The sequence below is a fragment of the Pseudomonas sp. P2S-1 genome (genome assembly GCF_057197725.1).
Genome location: NZ_CM170068.1, coordinates 5,011,736 through 5,028,563, shown reverse-complemented (window position 1 = coordinate 5,028,563; position 16,828 = coordinate 5,011,736). Strand labels below are relative to the sequence as shown.

General features: G+C 64.0%; 16 protein-coding genes and 1 riboswitch. Of the genes, 10 read left to right on the top strand and 6 right to left on the bottom strand.

Annotation, left to right across the window (positions count from 1 at the left end; genetic code table 11):
• The first annotated feature begins 91 nt into the window (after positions 1 to 91).
• From AC2CQI_RS22585 to AC2CQI_RS22570, 4 genes are all read left to right on the top strand, one after another.
• Positions 92 to 1,102, top strand: a complete 1,011-nt coding sequence (locus AC2CQI_RS22585) for an ArsR/SmtB family transcription factor (RefSeq protein ID WP_484577925.1) — start codon at positions 92 to 94, stop codon at positions 1,100 to 1,102.
• 18 nt (positions 1,103 to 1,120) lie between these two features.
• On the top strand, positions 1,121 to 2,311 hold the full coding sequence (gene metK / locus AC2CQI_RS22580; protein WP_009399333.1) for a methionine adenosyltransferase: 1,191 nt from the start codon (positions 1,121 to 1,123) through the stop codon (positions 2,309 to 2,311).
• A 151-nt stretch (positions 2,312 to 2,462) separates the two neighbouring features.
• Positions 2,463 to 4,136 carry an NAD-dependent DNA ligase LigB gene (ligB, locus tag AC2CQI_RS22575; RefSeq protein ID WP_484577924.1) on the top strand — a complete coding sequence of 558 codons (1,674 nt, stop codon included), beginning with the start codon at positions 2,463 to 2,465 and terminating at the stop codon, positions 4,134 to 4,136.
• 56 nt (positions 4,137 to 4,192) lie between these two features.
• Positions 4,193 to 4,588, top strand: a complete 396-nt coding sequence (locus AC2CQI_RS22570; protein ID WP_075804839.1) for a DUF1090 domain-containing protein — start codon at positions 4,193 to 4,195, stop codon at positions 4,586 to 4,588.
• A 112-nt stretch (positions 4,589 to 4,700) separates the two neighbouring features.
• Here AC2CQI_RS22570 and AC2CQI_RS22565 read toward each other — a convergent pair whose 3' ends face one another.
• Positions 4,701 to 5,150 carry a c-type cytochrome gene (locus AC2CQI_RS22565; RefSeq protein ID WP_075804986.1) on the bottom strand — a complete coding sequence of 150 codons (450 nt, stop codon included), beginning with the start codon at positions 5,148 to 5,150 and terminating at the stop codon, positions 4,701 to 4,703.
• Between the two features lie 127 nt (positions 5,151 to 5,277).
• On the opposite strand from AC2CQI_RS22565, the gene mltA reads away from it, so the two are divergent.
• Positions 5,278 to 6,435, top strand: coding sequence for a murein transglycosylase A (gene mltA / locus AC2CQI_RS22560; RefSeq protein WP_484577923.1), 1,158 nt, complete (start codon positions 5,278 to 5,280; stop codon positions 6,433 to 6,435).
• Positions 6,436 to 6,531: 96 nt separating this feature from the next.
• Here the strand turns inward: mltA and AC2CQI_RS22555 are convergent, their stop codons facing one another.
• Both AC2CQI_RS22555 and AC2CQI_RS22550 read right to left on the bottom strand, forming a co-directional pair.
• Positions 6,532 to 6,915 carry an MAPEG family protein gene (locus AC2CQI_RS22555; protein ID WP_075804841.1) on the bottom strand — a complete coding sequence of 128 codons (384 nt, stop codon included), beginning with the start codon at positions 6,913 to 6,915 and terminating at the stop codon, positions 6,532 to 6,534.
• Positions 6,916 to 6,952: 37 nt separating this feature from the next.
• Positions 6,953 to 7,786: an EamA family transporter gene (locus tag AC2CQI_RS22550; RefSeq protein ID WP_075804842.1), complete on the bottom strand. Its 834-nt coding sequence runs from the start codon at positions 7,784 to 7,786 to the stop codon at positions 6,953 to 6,955.
• 195 nt (positions 7,787 to 7,981) lie between these two features.
• On the opposite strand from AC2CQI_RS22550, the gene AC2CQI_RS22545 reads away from it, so the two are divergent.
• The gene (locus tag AC2CQI_RS22545; protein WP_075804843.1) at positions 7,982 to 9,223 is read left to right on the top strand and encodes a cation:proton antiporter; all 1,242 of its coding nucleotides are present in this window, start codon (positions 7,982 to 7,984) and stop codon (positions 9,221 to 9,223) included.
• A gap of 96 nt (positions 9,224 to 9,319) precedes the next feature.
• Here the strand turns inward: AC2CQI_RS22545 and AC2CQI_RS22540 are convergent, their stop codons facing one another.
• A complete protein-coding gene (locus AC2CQI_RS22540) occupies positions 9,320 to 9,721 on the bottom strand; it encodes an acyl-CoA thioesterase (protein ID WP_075804844.1) in 402 nt (133 codons plus the stop codon).
• 221 nt (positions 9,722 to 9,942) lie between these two features.
• Positions 9,943 to 10,046: riboswitch (S-adenosyl-L-homocysteine riboswitch) on the top strand.
• 21 nt (positions 10,047 to 10,067) lie between these two features.
• Between AC2CQI_RS22540 and ahcY the strand changes: the two genes are divergently transcribed.
• The 4 genes from ahcY (at position 10,068) to rhlE2 (ending at position 15,374) form a co-directional block, all read left to right on the top strand.
• Complete coding sequence (gene ahcY / locus AC2CQI_RS22535; RefSeq protein ID WP_075804845.1) at positions 10,068 to 11,477, top strand: adenosylhomocysteinase; 1,410 nt, start codon at positions 10,068 to 10,070, stop codon at positions 11,475 to 11,477.
• 109 nt (positions 11,478 to 11,586) lie between these two features.
• On the top strand, positions 11,587 to 12,432 hold the full coding sequence (gene metF, locus AC2CQI_RS22530; RefSeq protein WP_075804846.1) for a methylenetetrahydrofolate reductase [NAD(P)H]: 846 nt from the start codon (positions 11,587 to 11,589) through the stop codon (positions 12,430 to 12,432).
• A 70-nt stretch (positions 12,433 to 12,502) separates the two neighbouring features.
• A complete protein-coding gene (locus AC2CQI_RS22525; protein WP_484577922.1) occupies positions 12,503 to 13,288 on the top strand; it encodes a substrate-binding periplasmic protein in 786 nt (261 codons plus the stop codon).
• Between the two features lie 187 nt (positions 13,289 to 13,475).
• Entirely contained in the window at positions 13,476 to 15,374 is a 1,899-nt protein-coding gene (rhlE2, locus tag AC2CQI_RS22520; protein ID WP_484577921.1) for an RNA helicase RhlE2, read from the top strand.
• Between the two features lie 152 nt (positions 15,375 to 15,526).
• Here rhlE2 and AC2CQI_RS22515 read toward each other — a convergent pair whose 3' ends face one another.
• Together AC2CQI_RS22515 and AC2CQI_RS22510 are read right to left on the bottom strand one after the other, a co-directional pair.
• Positions 15,527 to 16,105 (bottom strand): YceI family protein, encoded by a 579-nt coding sequence (locus AC2CQI_RS22515; RefSeq protein WP_075804848.1) that lies wholly within the window; start codon positions 16,103 to 16,105, stop codon positions 15,527 to 15,529.
• A 31-nt stretch (positions 16,106 to 16,136) separates the two neighbouring features.
• Positions 16,137 to 16,688 (bottom strand): cytochrome b, encoded by a 552-nt coding sequence (locus AC2CQI_RS22510; protein WP_075804849.1) that lies wholly within the window; start codon positions 16,686 to 16,688, stop codon positions 16,137 to 16,139.
• Positions 16,689 to 16,828: the final 140 nt, after the last annotated feature.

Genomic DNA, 16,828 nt, shown 5'->3' with positions numbered 1-16,828 from the left:
CGGCGCTTTTCCCTCCGCCCATCGCGCAATATCAAAACTTTTTGATATTGGTCTTGCGGGTGCGGTTTGGCCTGACTAGACTGCCGCCCCTATGAATAGCCCCGCAACCGTTCCCGATCAGCAGCAAAGCGAACGTCTGGCCGCCCTGTGCAAGGCCGGCGGCGATGCCCTGCGCCTGAACGTGTTGCGCGCCCTGGCCAACGACTCCTTCGGCGTGCTGGAGCTGGCGCAGATCTTCGCCATCGGCCAGTCCGGCATGAGCCATCACCTCAAGGTGCTGGCCCAGGCCGAGCTGGTGGCGACCCGTCGCGAAGGCAACGCGATCTTCTACCGCCGCGCCCTGCCCGACGGCCTCAGCCTCGGCGGCAAGCTGCACGCCGCGCTGCTCGAAGAGGTCGATGGCTTGCCGCTGCCGGGCGAGATGCAGGCACGCATTGGCCAGGTCCAGCAGCGCCGCGCGGCCACCCGCCAGGACTTCTTCCTGCGTGTGGAAGAGAAGTTCCGCGCCCAGCAAGACCTGATCGCCGGCCTCGCCCAGTACCGCGAAAGCCTGCTGGCCCTGCTCGACAAGCTGAGCTTCGAGCCCGGCGCCACGGCCCTTGAAGTCGGTCCTGGCGACGGCGAATTCCTGCCGGAACTGGCCCGCCGCTTCGCCCGGGTCACCGCGCTGGACAACAGCCCGACCATGCTCGAGCTGGCGCGCCAGGTCTGCCAGCGCGAACGCCTGGCTAACGTAAACCTGCAATTGGCCGATGCACTCGGTAGCACCGAAGGCCAGAGCAGCGAAGGCCAGGCCGATTGCGTCGTGCTGAACATGGTCCTGCACCACTTCAGCGACCCGGCCGCCGCCCTCGGGCAACTGGCCGAACGCGTCAAACCAGGCGGCAGCCTGTTGCTTACCGAGTTATGCAGCCACGACCAGGGGTGGGCCCGCGAAGCCTGCGGCGACCTCTGGCTGGGCTTTGAACAGGACGACCTGCTTCGTTGGGCGTGCGCTGCGGGACTGGCTCCCGGAGACAGCCTCTATGTGGGCCTACGTAATGGTTTCCAGCTCCAGGTTCGCCATTTCCAGCGACCGACTGGCAACACTCACCATCAGTAAATTCAGGAACCCGTCGAGATGAGCGAATACTCCCTTTTCACCTCCGAGTCCGTATCTGAAGGGCATCCGGACAAAATCGCCGACCAGATTTCTGACGCGGTGCTGGACGCCATCATCGCGCAAGACAAATACGCCCGCGTGGCCTGCGAAACCCTGGTCAAGACCGGTGTCGCCATCATCGCCGGCGAAGTCACCACCTCGGCCTGGGTCGACCTGGAAGACATCGTCCGCAACGTCATCACCGACATCGGCTACAACAGCTCCGACGTCGGTTTCGACGGCGCCACCTGCGCGGTGATGAACATCATCGGCAAGCAGTCCGTGGACATCGCCCAGGGCGTTGACCGCAGCAAGCCTGAAGACCAGGGCGCCGGCGACCAGGGCCTGATGTTCGGCTACGCCAGCAACGAGACCGACGTGCTGATGCCAGCACCGATCTGCTTCTCCCACCGCCTGGTCGAGCGCCAGGCCGAAGCGCGCAAGTCCGGCCTGCTGCCGTGGCTGCGTCCGGACGCCAAGTCCCAGGTCACCTGCCGCTACGAAGGCGGCAAGGTCGTGGGGATCGACGCGGTCGTCCTGTCGACCCAGCACAACCCTGAGGTCTCGCAAAAAGACCTGCAGGAAGCGGTGATGGAGCTGATCGTCAAGCACACCCTGCCGGCCGAACTGCTGCACAAGGGCACCCAGTTCCACATCAACCCGACCGGCCAGTTCATCATCGGCGGCCCGGTGGGCGACTGCGGCCTGACCGGTCGCAAGATCATCGTCGACAGCTACGGCGGCATGGCCCGTCACGGTGGCGGCGCGTTCTCCGGCAAGGACCCGTCCAAGGTTGACCGTTCGGCCGCCTACGCCGGTCGCTACGTGGCCAAGAACATCGTCGCCGCCGGCCTGGCCGAGCGTTGCGAAATCCAGGTCTCCTACGCCATCGGCGTGGCCCAGCCGACCTCGATCTCGCTGAACACCTTCGGCACCGGCAAGATCTCCGACGAGAAGATCGTCCAGCTGGTGCGCGAGTGCTTCGACCTGCGTCCGTACGCGATCACCACCATGCTCGACCTGCTGCATCCGATGTACCAGGAAACCGCGGCCTACGGTCACTTCGGCCGTACCCCGCAGCAGAAGACCGTCGGCGACGACACCTTCACCACCTTCACCTGGGAACGTACCGACCGCGTTGACGCCCTGCGCGCCGCTGCTGGCCTGTAATACCCGGTAAAGGCTTCAGGAAAGCCCCGGCCAGTGCTCTGGCCGGGGCTTTTTCGTGGCTGCGAAACACCGCCTGACAAAGCTGGGCGAGCCAGTTCGGGCGTGCCTTCCTAGGCTGTGGCGACCTTTCCGAAGAGCAAGGACGCTCCAGATGTCACGACTCACTGCCCTGCTGTTGTGCTGCTTCACCCCCTTCGTCTTCGCCAGCGACTGCCCCGACTGGTCCGAAGCCACTGCCACCCTGCGCATTGCTGAACTGCAAGCACGCGTTGCCGAGTGGGACCGCCAGTACCACGGCACTGGCCAATCACCGATCAGCGACGAACTGTACGACCAGTACGCGGCTCGCCTGCGCCAACTGCACGAGTGTTTTCCGCAAACCAGCCTTGCCCCGGCCAACCCACTGGCTGCAGCGGCCGGACCGGTCCGTCATCCGGTGCCACATACCGGGCTCGACAAGCTCGCCGACGAACAGGCCGTTGCCGCCTGGCTGCAAGGGCGCACGGACCTGTGGGTCCAGCCCAAGGTCGATGGCGTGGCCGTGACCCTGGTGTACCGCAGCGGCAGGCTGATCCAGTTGACCAGCCGCGGCGACGGCCTTCACGGGCATGACTGGAGCCGGCATATCCCGGCCTTGCCTGCCGGCCTGCGCGAACTCGCCAGCCCGCGCCACCTGACCCTGCAAGGGGAGCTGTTCTGGCGCCAGGACGGCCATGTCCAGGCCCAGGCCGGCAGCCTCAACCTGCGCAGCCGGGTGGCCGGACTGATGGCGCGCCAGGCGATCGACGCGGCGGAGGCCGACGGCCTGGACCTGTTCATCTGGGCCTGGCCGGATGGCCCGAAGGATCCCCGCCAGCGCTTTGCCTTGCTCACCGCCCTCGGCCTGGCCAATACCGAAAGGTTCAGCCAGCCGGTCGCCGACCTTGCCCAGCTCGCTCATTGGCGCCAGCACTGGTACCGCTCGCCGCTGCCTTTCGCCAGCGACGGCGTGGTCCTGCAACAGAGCCGGCAGCCACCAGCGGCGCGCTGGCAGGTCGGTTCATCGCATTGGAGCGCCGCCTGGAAATACCCCTTTGCCCAGGCCCTGGCGGAGGTGCGCGGGGTGGAGTTCCGTGTCGGGCGGACCGGGCGCATCACCCCGGTAGTCCAGCTCGACCCGGTGCGCCTCGATGATCGCCTGGTCCGCCAGGTCAGCGCCGGCTCGTTGCAGCGCTGGCAGGCGTTGGACGTCCAGCCCGGCGACCAGGTTGTCCTGAGCCTGGCCGGGCTGACCATTCCCCGTCTCGATCGCGTGGCGCAACGCGGGCCACGGCAAAACGTGGTACAGCCGCCTCAGGCGGACAGCTATCACCCGTTGAGCTGCTGGCAGCCGACAGCCGGTTGCGAAGGGCAATTCGTCGAGCGCCTGGAGTGGCTGGCGGGCAAGGGCGGCCTGAACCTGCGCGGCGTCGGCCCCGGAACCTGGCGCAAACTGGTGGAGGACGGGCAACTGAACAGCCTGGTGGACTGGATCATCCTGCAGCCGGAGGACCTGCTGGGGGTCGACGGCATCGCCGGGCGTCGCAGCGGGCAGTTGCACCAGGCCTTCCAGCAAGGCAGGGAAAAGCCCTTCCAGTACTGGGTGCGGGCACTCGGTGTACCCGCCCCCCGCGGACTGGACCTGGGCGCTTCATGGGCCGAACTGGCAGTGCGGGACGCGTCGCAATGGCAGCAGGAGGCGGGTATCGGACCGCTGCGGGCGCAGCAGTTGGTGGCGTTTTTCCAGCATCCACAGGTCAGAAGCCTTGCCGCCAATCTGGGTGAGGAAGCAATCCAGGGTTTCTAAATCCACAGGATCAGGGCAGCATCACGGGTTCTGCATGCCCGATAACGGAGCTTTTCATGAAATCGATTTCCCCATTGGCCCTGTTCGCCCTCTGCGCCGTAATGGCCGCACCTGTCATGGCCATCGAGGACCAACCGGGCCTGACCGGCTGCGCCGCCAAGCAGCAGAGCATCACTGCCCAGATCGAGCAGGCCCGCCTGCATGGCAATGCCGAACAGCAGGCCGGCCTGGAGCGGGCCCTGAGCGAAGTGCAGGCCCACTGCACCGACGCCGGGCTGCGCAAGGAGCGGGAACAGAAGGTGCTGGATGCCCGCCATGAAGTGGCCCAGCGCAAGAAGGACCTGGACAAGGCCATGAAGAAAGGCGACGCCGAGAAGATCAACAAGCGCAAGGACAAGCTGGCCGAGGCGAACAGGGAGCTTCAGGCGGCTGTTGAAGAATTGGAGAAATAGGCTGGTCTTCAGGGCCCTATCGCTGGCAAGCCAGCTCCCACAGTGACCGCGTGCACCGCCGGACCTGTGGGAGCTGGCTTGCCAGCGATGAGGCCCTCAGAAACAAAAGGAATCAATGATTCCTGAACTCGGTATGACAGGCTTTGCAAGCCGCCTCCACCTTGTCCATCGGCGCTTGCACCGCCGCAGCCTGCAAAGGCTGGGCCCTGCTCGCCTCGACCAATTCCCCCGTCGCCCCTTCCAACTGTCGCGCCAGCTCCTGGAATCGCGCCTGTTTCTCCCAGACATCCGCCCGCGCGCTGGTATCATCCGTCTCCTTGACCTGTGGGAAATGTTTCCACGGCTCGTGGGACAACGCATCGAGCTTGACCGCCCCTTCCGCGAATTTCTGTCCGTCGAATGCCAGGCGGCCACGCAGCATGCCGCCCATGTCCTCGCTGGTCTTGAGCATCTGTTTGAAAATGGCCTTGCGCTGGCCCAGCGGCGAGTTCGGATCGACACCGCCACAGGCGGTCAGGGTCAGGCAGGCCAGCAGTACGACGGAACAACGTTTGAGCAACATGGTCATTCGGCTCACGGGAAAAAAGGCGGCCAGTATCCTCGCCTGACCGGCAAAGACCAATACCCTCAAGAAAACCAAGGTTGTTCGCCCGCCGTCAGCACCGCGACCAACACCAAGGAAATACTGCATGAAACTGCCCCTGCGCCGCCTCGGCTGGACCCTTTCCCTTTGCGCCCTGCTCGCCGGTTGCAACGGCAGCGCCCCGGAACAGTCCAGGCCGCACCCGATCGCCACCTACACCCACGCCACCTGGAAAGACCTGCCGACCGTCAGCGACAGCGACCTGGTGGCCGGCTTCGAATCCTGGCGCAGCGCCTGCGAGCGGCTCAAGCGCGATCCGGTCTGGGCCGAGACCTGCGCCGCCGCCGCCAACGTGCCGGCGGATGCCCGGCAGATCGGCGAATTCCTCGGAGCCCGGCTGGAGGTCTACAGCCTGCGCAACGGCGACAACAACGCCAGCGGCCTGATCACCGGCTATTACGAACCGGTCTATCCGGGCAGCGTCACCCGCACCGAGCAGGCGCATGTGCCGGTCTATGGCATTCCTGACGACCTGATCGTGGTCAACCTCGACAGCATCTACCCGGAACTCAAGGGCAAGCGCCTGCGCGGTCGTCTCGAAGGCCGGGTGCTCAAGCCCTACGACACCGCCGAAGTGATCCAGCGCCAGGGCGTAAAAGCACCGGTAGTGGCCTGGCTGACCGACCCGATGGACCTGCAGTTCCTGCAGATCCAGGGCTCGGGCCGGGTGCAACTGGAGGATGGCCGGCAACTGCGCCTGGGTTATGCCGACCAGAACGGACACCCCTATCGTCCGATCGGGCGCTGGCTGGTGGAGCAGGGTCAGTTGAAGAAGGAAGACGTGACCATGGGCGCCATCCATGCCTGGGCCATGGCCAATCCGGCGCGGGTGCCGGAACTGCTGGCGAGCAACCCGAGCTATGTGTTCTTCGGCGCGCGGCCGGACAGCAACGAAGGGCCGCGTGGGTCGCTGAACGTGCCGCTGACGGCGGGCTACAGCGTGGCGATCGACCGCAAGGTGATTCCGCTGGGCAGCCTGCTGTGGCTGTCCACCACCCGTCCCGATGGCAGCCCGGTGGTGCGGCCGGTGGCGGCGCAGGACACTGGCGGGGCGATTACCGGCGAGGTGCGCGCGGACCTGTTCTGGGGAACGGGTGAAGCGGCGGGCAAGCTGGCCGGGGATATGAAGCAGGCGGGGCAGATCTGGTTGTTGTGGCCGAAGGGGGCGGCGTTGCCTGCTGTTCCTCAGACTGAAGCCAAGTAATAGGTTGCTCTTTAGGGCCCTATCGCTGGCAAGCCAGCTCCCACAGGGTTCGCGGTGCCTGTGGGAGCTGGCTTGCCAGCGATAGGGCCCTAAAGATCACACAGAAGCGATAAAGAACCCCGCAATCAGCCCGATCCCCACGAACCACACCAACGACCTCAGCGCCGCCCAGTCCGCCAGGTAGCAGATGATGAACAGCAACCGGCTGGTGATGAACAACACCGCCAGCACATCCTGGGTCACCTGCTCGGCATTGCCGACGATATCCGCGATCAGCACCGCCGCGATAAACGCCGGGAGAATCTCGAAACTGTTCATCTGCGCCGCATTGGCGCGCTTCGGCAAACCCTCCAGCCCGGCCAGATAGGTACGCGGATCATGGTTGTCGCGCAGATTGAAGCCAGTGGTGAACTTGGCAATGCTCACGCAGACGTAAGGCAGGATCAGGGCGATCAGCACGCACCAGAAAGCGACGGTCATGGGTTCAGGTCCTTGTCAGGGTCGAAAAAAATTAGGGTCAGAGCTTCATCACCAGCATGCCGACCAGCACCAGCGCACAGGCTAAGAGCCTGGGGCCGCCGAAAGGTTCTTTGAGGTAGCGCATGCCCATCAGCACCACGAGGATCACGCTGACCTCGCGCAACGCCGCCGCCTCCGCCACCGAGCCCAGTTGCATGGCCCACAGCACCAGAGCGTAGCTGAGCAAAACGCACACGCCGACCGTCAGCCCGAGCTTCCACTGGGTACGCCAGAACGCCACGAAGGGCGCGCGGCGGGCAACGCCGGCAATCACCGGGAACGGCAGGGAACAGGCCAGGGTCAGCCACACCAGGTAATCCAGTGGCTGGGCCCAGCGGCGGATTGCCTGGCCATCGAGCCAGGTGTAGCAACCGATGCACAGGCCGATCAGCGCCACCACCGGCAACATGCTCCAGGGCAGGCGATCACCACCGCCACCCCGCCACAACAGGCAGGCCATGCCGCAGGGGATCAGGAGAATGCCGATGATCTGCTGGCTGCTCAGGTCCTCGCCGGCAAACACCAGGGTCAGGGCCAGCACCACCAGCGGCGACAAACCGCGCATCAGCGGGTAGACCAGGCCGAGGTCGCCGACCTTGTAGGCCTGGATCAGCAGGAAGCGATAGACCAGTTCGAAAAACGCCGACGCCAGCAACCAGGGCCAGATTTCAGCAGGCGGAGGCTGCACGAACCCCACCATGACCAGGGCGAACAGCAACGCCACGCTGTCCATGCTGGCGATCATCAGCAGGCGCTCGCCGCTGAACTTGACCAGGGTGTTCCAGGTTGCATGCAACAGTGCCGCGACAAGCACCAGGGAGGTCGCTACCACGTCTCGATTCCTTCGCCTTCCACGGACCGGGTCCGCTCACCAGAGGGCGGAGTTTCAACCACCCGCAACAAAACAGCCAGCGCGCTGTCAATCGCGGCATTGAAAAAAACTGTGTCTTGAGGCAATCAAAAAGCCATCAAACATTGTGCCCGTCGTGAGCGGGCACCGACATTGGAAGCTGTTACAGGAATCAGGATGCTCGAATTAGTTGCCGCGTTTATCTGCCTCACCACCCTCCTCACCTACGTGAACTACCGCTTCATCGGCCTGCCCCCGGCCATCGGCGTGATGGTCACCGCCCTGCTGTTCTCCCTGATGCTCCAGGGCTTGAGCCTGATCGGCTTCCCCGGCCTGGAAGAGCGGGTCGAAGGCCTGATGAACCAGATCGATTTCAATGACCTGCTGATGCACTGGATGCTGTCGTTCCTGCTGTTCGCCGGCGCCCTGCACGTCAACCTCACCGACCTGCGCAGCTACCGCTGGCCGATCGGCCTGCTGGCCACCCTTGGCGTGCTGATCGCCACCGTGGTGATCGGCTTCCTGGCCCACTGGGTCTTTGCCATGTTCGGCTGGAACGTCAGCCTGATCTACTGCCTGCTGTTCGGCGCGCTCATCTCGCCGACCGACCCGATCGCGGTGCTCGGCGCCCTGCGTACCGCCAATGCCTCGAAACCGCTGAAGACCACCATCGTTGGCGAGTCGCTGTTCAACGACGGCACGGCGGTGGTGGTGTTCACCGTATTGCTCGGCATCATCCAGCTCGGCGAGACCCCGAGCGTGTCCGACACCGCCCTCCTGTTCGCTCGCGAGGCGGTCGGCGGCGTGGTCTTCGGCGCGGTGATCGGCTATGCCACCTACCGCATGATCAAGAGCATCGAGCAGTACCAGGTGGAAGTGATGCTGACCCTGGCCCTGGTCATCGGTGGCTCGGCGATGTGCTACGAACTGCACGTGTCGGCGCCGATCGCCATGGTGGTGGCCGGCCTGATCATCGGTAACCTGGGGCGCAACCTGGCGATGAACGACATGACCCGGCGCTACATGGACGGTTTCTGGGAACTGATCGACGACATGCTCAACGCCCTGCTGTTCGCCCTGATCGGGCTGGAACTGTTGCTGCTGCCGTTCAACTGGTTGCACCTGGCGGCGGGTGGCGTGCTGGCGGTGGCGGTGCTGGCGTCGCGGCTGCTGACCGTGGCCCCGGCGATCGTCCTGTTGCGGCGCTGGCGCAGCGTGCCGAAAGGCACCATCCGGGTACTGACCTGGGGTGGGTTGCGCGGAGGTGTTTCGGTGGCCCTGGCGCTGTCGCTGCCGGTGGGTGAGGAGCGCGACCTGCTGCTGTCGATCACCTACATCGTGGTGCTGTCGTCGATCCTGGTGCAGGGGTTGACGGTGGGTCGGGTCGTGAAGGGTGTCAGCGAGCAACCCGCAACCTGATAGACCGCAATCGCTGGCAAGCCAGCTCCCACAGGGTCCGAGTCGCTGCAAAACCCTGTGGGAGCTGGCTTGCCAGCGATGAGGCCCTCAAGTCAGTCACTCGACGGCGCTGTCCGGAAACTGGTCCTGGATATACTTGATCTCGGTCCGCCCATGAGCCGCCGGCAGTCCATCCTCACCGAGGTTGACGAAGACCATCTTGTCCACGGTCAGGATCGCCTTGCGGGTAATCTTGTTGCGCACTTCGCAGCTGAGGGTGATGGACGTGCGCCCGAACTCGGTGGCAGTGATGCCCAGTTCGATGATGTCGCCCTGGCGCGAGGCACTGACGAAGTTGATCTCGGAAATGTACTTGGTCACCACACGCTGGTTGCCCAGCTGGACGATCGCGTAGATCGCCGCTTCCTCGTCGATCCAGCGCAGCAGGCTGCCACCGAACAGGGTGCCGTTGGGGTTGAGGTCTTCGGGTTTTACCCACTTGCGGGTATGGAAATTCATGCGTGCTCCTGGAACGGCCTGGCGTGTCAAGAATGGGCCCTGGCGGCCCTGCCTGTACATCCTAGACCTATTTGCCAGCACCTTGACCATGAGCTTTGTAGGCCCATTTCCCCGTCACCGGTCGCGCACGCCGTTTTTGTCCTTGGGCCGACACAAAAGCCCGGCTATAATCCCCGCGTTTTTACCCGGCGAGGGTCCACTGCGGCCGTCGCTCCCGCCACCCGACCGAGGGGCGCTGCAGCAGGTTCGATCCTGTCAGGCTCGGTCGGGGCGTTGTCCGCAGGCAGCCTTGCGGACTCTCAACGCACAACGGCGCCCATTCGCACACTACGAATGGAGGCTCTCAATGAGCGCTGTAAACACGCCTGCAGGTTTTAACGACTACAAGGTCGCCGACATCTCCCTGGCCGCCTGGGGCCGTCGCGAAACCATCATCGCCGAGTCGGAAATGCCTGCGCTGATGGGCCTGCGCCGCAAGTACCAGGAAGAGCAGCCTCTGAAGGGCGCGAAAATCCTCGGCTGCATCCACATGACCATCCAGACCGCCGTGCTGATCGAAACCCTGGTTGCCCTGGGTGCCGAAGTGCGCTGGTCGTCCTGCAACATCTTCTCCACCCAGGACCAGGCCGCAGCCGCCATCGCCGCCGCCGGCATTCCTGTGTTCGCCTGGAAAGGTGAAACCGAGGAAGAGTACGAGTGGTGCATCGAGCAGACCATCCTCAAGGACGGTCAGCCATGGGACGCCAACATGATCCTCGACGACGGCGGCGACCTGACCGAAATCCTGCACAAGAAATACCCGGCAATGCTGGACAAGATCCATGGCGTCACCGAAGAGACCACCACCGGCGTGCACCGCCTGCTGGACATGCTGGCCAAGGGCGAGCTGAAGATCCCGGCGATCAACGTCAACGACTCGGTCACCAAGAGCAAGAACGACAACAAGTACGGCTGCCGTCACAGCCTGAACGATGCCATCAAGCGCGGCACCGACCACCTGCTGTCGGGCAAGCAGGCCCTGGTGATCGGCTACGGTGACGTGGGCAAGGGCTCGGCCCAGTCCCTGCGTCAGGAAGGCATGATCGTCAAGGTCACCGAAGTCGACCCGATCTGCGCCATGCAGGCCTGCATGGACGGTTTCGAAGTGGTCTCGCCGTTCAAGGACGGTATCAACGACGGTACCGAAGCCAGCATCGACGCCGCCCTGCTGGGCAAGATCGACCTGATCGTGACCACCACCGGCAACGTCAACGTCTGTGACGCGAACATGCTCAAAGCGCTGAAAAAACGCGCCGTGGTCTGCAACATCGGTCACTTCGACAACGAAATCGACACCGCCTTCATGCGCAAGAACTGGGCATGGGAAGAGGTCAAGCCGCAGGTCCACAAGATCCACCGTACCGGTGCCGGTGACTTCGATCCGCAGAACGACGACTACCTGATCCTGCTGGCCGAAGGCCGCCTGGTGAACCTGGGCAACGCCACCGGTCACCCGAGCCGGATCATGGACGGTTCCTTCGCCAACCAGGTACTGGCGCAGATCTTCCTGTTCGCCCAGAAGTTCGCCGACCTGAGCGCCGAGAAGAAAGCCGAGCGCCTGACCGTCGAAGTCCTGCCGAAGAAACTCGACGAAGAAGTGGCCCTGGAAATGGTTCGCGGCTTCGGCGGCGTGATCACCCAGCTGACCCCGAAACAGGCCGAGTACATCGGCGTGACCGTCGAAGGTCCGTTCAAGCCTCACGCCTACCGCTACTAACAGCAGCTGCAAGCGGCCAGTAGCAAGGTTCAAGCAGAAGCGGTTCGCGCCGCTCCTGCTTTTTTCTTGCCGCTTGCCGCTTGAGGCTTGCGGCTGAAAGGAACGTCAAATGACTCAGGAACGCCGTTACAGCTTCGAGTTCTTCCCGACCAAGACCGACGCTGGACATGAAAAACTGCTCGCCACCGCTCGCACGCTGGCCAGCTACAACCCGGATTTCTTCTCCTGCACCTACGGGGCCGGCGGTTCGACCCGTGACCGCACCCTGAACACCGTGCTGCAGCTGGAAAGCGAAGTGAAGGTCCCGGCTGCGCCGCACCTGTCCTGCGTCGGCGACAGCAAGGAAGACCTGCGCGCCCTGCTGGCCCAGTACAAGGCCGCCGGGATCAAGCGCATCGTCGCCCTGCGCGGTGACCTGCCCTCCGGCATGGGCATGGCCAGCGGCGAGCTGCGCTACGCCAACGAGCTGGTGGAATTCATCCGCGCCGAAACCGCCGACCAGTTCCATATCGAAATTGCCGCCTACCCGGAGATGCATCCGCAGGCGCACAACTTCGAGGACGACCTGGCGAACTTCGTGCGCAAGGCCAAGGCCGGCGCCGACAGCGCCATCACCCAGTACTTCTTCAACGCCGAAAGCTACTTCTACTTCGTCGAACGCGTGCAGAAGCTGGGGGTGAAGATCCCGGTGGTCCCGGGGATCATGCCGATCACCAACTACAGCAAGTTGGCACGCTTCTCCGACGCCTGTGGCGCCGAGATCCCGCGCTGGATCCGCAAGCAACTGGAAGCCTACGGCGACGACGCCAAGAGCATCCAGGCGTTTGGCGAAGAGGTCATCACCCGCATGTGCGAACAACTGCTGCAAGGCGGCGCACCGGGCCTGCACTTCTACACCCTGAACCAGGCCGAACCTAGCCTGGCGATCTGGAACAACCTCAAGCTGCCCCGTTGATCCAGATGGCGATGGTGTCCATGCGTTGTGGCACCATCGCCTTCTTTTTGCCCCTCCGGCCTGTCCGCCAATGCCCAGATTCGCCTACCTGCTGACCGCCCTGCTGTTGAGCTGCATGAGCCTGCTGGCCCGTGCGGAACAGTTGCGCATCGTCAGCGACCCCTGGGCGCCCTATGTCTATGAGGAAAACGGCGAGGCCAAGGGCATCGATTACGAAGTCACCGCCGAGGTGTTCAAGCGCCTGGGCGTGGAAGTGCGCTGGGAGTTCATGCCGTGGAAGCGCTGCATGCTGATGGTCGACCAGGGCCTGGCCGACGGCGTGATCGACATTTTCCAGAACGCAGCACGCAGCAGCCAGCTGTATTACCCCAGCGAGCCGCTGTCGGTGGTGGAGTTCGTGCTGTTCCAGGCCAATGACCGGCCCCACGACGTCGAGTCGCTGGAAGACCTGAAGGACCTGACCGTCGGCACCTCCGCCGGCTACGACTATGGCGCCGGTTTCCTGCAATCGCCGCTGTTCCGCCGCGAGGCGGCGCCGACCCAGGAAGCCAACTTCGGCAAGCTGCTGCGCGGGCGCATCGACCTGCTGATCACCGACCGCCGGGTTGGCCGCTACATGCTCGACCAGCTGGGCCTGCAGGACCGCATCAGCGAGCTGCCGCTGGTGGTCAGCCGGCAGAAACAGTACCTGGCGGTGCGCCGCAACGCCGGCATGGACCTTTTGGCCCAGCGTTTCGCCGCCGAACTGCGGCGTTTCAAGCAGGAACCGGCCTACGCCGAGCTGCAGGCGCGCTATGGCCATGTAATAACGACGAATACAGAAGCCGTTGAGCAGCAGGAACGCAGCACTCCCTGATTGCTCTGTTATACTCGGGCCTTTCCGCCAGGCTTACGCCCGGACGCTGGCCCCTGAACAACGCATCCCGACCTTCGAATGCACAGGCAGACCAGCAGGACCGGACGCGACAGCATCGCCCCCGATGCCCTTCGCGCCAGGCACGATCATCCCATCGGGCACAGCCCTTACTAGAACAGGATTTCTCATGTCCTTTGCTTCCCTCGGTCTCTCCGAGGCTCTAGTCCGCGCTATCGAGGCTGCGGGCTACACCCAGCCGACTCCGGTGCAACAGCGGGCGATTCCCGCCGTGTTGCAAGGACGCGACCTGATGGTCGCGGCACAGACAGGTACTGGCAAGACCGGCGGTTTCGCCCTGCCGATCCTCGAGCGCCTGTTCCCGGGTGGTCACCCGGACAAGTCGCAGCGTCACGGCCCGCGCCAGCCGCGCGTACTGGTCCTGACCCCGACCCGCGAACTGGCTGCCCAGGTCCACGACAGCTTCAAGATCTACGCCCGTGACCTGAAATTCGTCAGCGCCTGCATCTTCGGCGGCGTCGGCATGAACCCGCAGGTCCAGGCCATGTCCCGTGGTGTCGACGTGCTCGTCGCCTGCCCGGGTCGCCTGCTGGACCTGGCCGGCCAGGGTAGCGTCGACCTCAGCCACGTCGAGATCCTGGTGCTGGACGAAGCCGACCGCATGCTCGACATGGGCTTCATCCACGATGTGAAGAAGGTCCTCGCCCGCCTCCCGGCCAAGCGCCAGAACCTGCTGTTCTCGGCGACCTTCTCGAAAGACATCACCGACCTCGCCGACAAGCTCCTGCACAACCCCGAACGCATCGAAGTCACCCCGCCGAACACCACGGTGGAGCGTATCGAGCAGCGCGTGTTCCGCCTCCCGGCCAGCCACAAGCGCGCCCTGCTGGCGCACCTGATCACCGCTGGCGCCTGGGAACAGGTGCTGGTCTTCACCCGCACCAAGCACGGCGCCAACCGCCTGGCCGAGTACCTGGAAAAGCACGGCCTGACCGCCGCCGCGATCCACGGCAACAAGAGCCAGAACGCCCGCACCAAGGCCCTGGCCGACTTCAAGTCGGGCGCCGTGCGGATCATGGTCGCCACCGATATCGCCGCCCGCGGCCTGGATATCGACCAACTGCCGCACGTGGTCAACTTCGAGCTGCCGAACGTCGAGGAAGACTACGTCCACCGTATCGGCCGTACCGGTCGTGCGGGCCGCTCCGGCGAGGCCATCTCGCTGGTCGCGCCGGATGAAGAAAAACTGCTCAAGAGCATCGAGCGCGTCACTCGCCAGAAGATCCCGGATGGCGACCTGATGGGCTTCGACATCTCCGCCGTCGAGGCCGAGAAGCCGGAAGTGCGCGAGCCACGCCCGCAGAACAACCAGCGCCGTGGCCAGCGCGCCGACGGCAGCAATGCCGGTGGCCGCAAGGACAAAGGCAAGGACAAGGGCAAAGAGAAAGACAGCAACAAGGACGCCAGGCCGGCGGGCGAGAAGCCTGCCGAGAAGTCCGCTGGCGGCCGCCAGGAACAGCGCAAGCCACGGGATCGCAAGCCGCGCCAGCAGCAGAACGCCCAGCAGGGCGCACCGGCTGCTCCGGCCAATCGTGATCCGGAAGAGTTCCTGGATGACGACGTGGACAACTTCGGCAACCGCGCCGACTACGTCAGCCCCTACCAGAACAAGGGCGGCCAGGGTCGCAATCGTCGTCCGGGCGCCCAGGCCGGTGCCGGCAACGGTGGCGGCCAGGCTCGTGGTGGTCAGCCGCGCAGCAATGGCGGTGGTTCGGGTCAGCCGCGCAGCAACAACGGCGGCGGTGCCAATGGCGAGAAACGTGGCGGCGCGCGCAGCAATGGTGGCGGCCAGGCGCGTCGCGATGGCAGCAACAACCGCCGTCCGGCCCGTGACGATCGTCAGGAGCCGGCCGTACGCAGCCCGCGTGAAGGCCAGCCGCAGCAGAACCAGCCGAAGATCATGCACAAGGAATCGAAGATCGATCGTTTCCCGTCCATGGAACAGCTGGAGCAACTGCCGAGCCGTCCTCGGGGTGAGAAGCCAGCGTTGCTGACCCGCAATCGCTGACTCACAGCCCCAAGCTCCAAGCTCCAAGCTTCAAGCTGCAAGAAAAAGCAGGCAAGCATCACGCCCGCTCTTACTTGCAGCTTATGACTTGCAGCTTACAGCTAAAAAAAACGCCGCCCCTGAGGGCGGCGTTTTTGTTGGCAAGGCAGAAATTACTTCTGCTTCACACCTTCGACCGAGATATCCAGGTCCAGGGTCTGGGAGGACGGGCCTGGGCCTTTGATGCCGAAGTCGTTCAGGTTCAGGGTGGTGGTGGCGTTGAAGCCGGCACGCTCGCCGCCCCATGGATCCTTGCCTTCACCGTTGAAGGTGGCCTTGAAGGTGACCGGCTTGGTCACGCCGTGCAGGGTCAGGTCGCCGGTGACGTCAGCGGTTTTCTCGCCGGTGGATTTCACCGCGGTGGAGACGAACTTGGCGTCCGGGTATTTCTTCACGTCGAGGAAGTCGGCGCTGGCGATGTGCTTGTCACGCTCGGCGTGGTTCGACCAGACGCTGGCGGTCTTCAGGTCGACGCTGATCTTGCTCGCTTCAGGCTTGGCGGCATCCCAGGAGAAGGAACCGTCGAAGTCCTTGAAGGTACCGTGGATGAAGCTGTAGCCCAGGTGGCTGATCTTCCAGTCGACGAATGCGTGCTGGCCTTCCTTGTCGATCTTGTAGTCGGCGGCCATTGCCTGGCCAGCCGAGAGCAGAGCGGTACCCAGTGCCAGAGCGGCAAAAGTCTTTTTCAACATTCTTTCGATTCCTTTGAGTGGAGGTTGAACATCAAGCCTTGCGGCCCAGCATGCGCGTCAGGGTCGCATCACGGTCGATAAAGTGGTGTTTCACAGCGGCCAGCCCGTGCAGGACGGCGAACACCACCAGTCCCCAGGCCAGATAGAGATGAATCACGCCAGCGATATCAGCCTGATCGGGCAGGCCGGAAACCAGTGCTGGCACTTCGAACAGACCGAATACCGGGATTCCCGCGCCATCGGCGGTGGAAATCAGGTAGCCGGCGATCAAAACGGCGAACAGACCGACATACAGCAGCAGGTGCCCAAGCTTGGCGGCCACGCGGGTCAGCGTGCCGTGGTTGGCCGGCGCCGGTGGCGGCGGGCTGACGAAACGCCAGACCACCCGCAGCAGCATCAGCGCCAGCACGGTCAGGCCGATGCCCTTGTGCAGTTCCGGCGCGGTGTGGCGCCAGGTGCTGTAGTAATCCAGACCGACCATCCAGAGCCCCAGCCCGAACAGCCCGAACACTGCCAGGGCAATGCCCCAATGCAGGAACATGCTGATCAGGCCATAGCGAGAAGATGAATTGCGAAGCTGCATTTGCCGGGATCCCCGTAAGAATTGCTGCCAAGACTAACCGGTTATTTATCGATAGGAAGCGGAAAATTTCGCTATTAACTATCGGAAAAATAGATGCTTAGTCTGAGCAAGAGGCGTTAAGGAAACATTAAGGCCGGGGG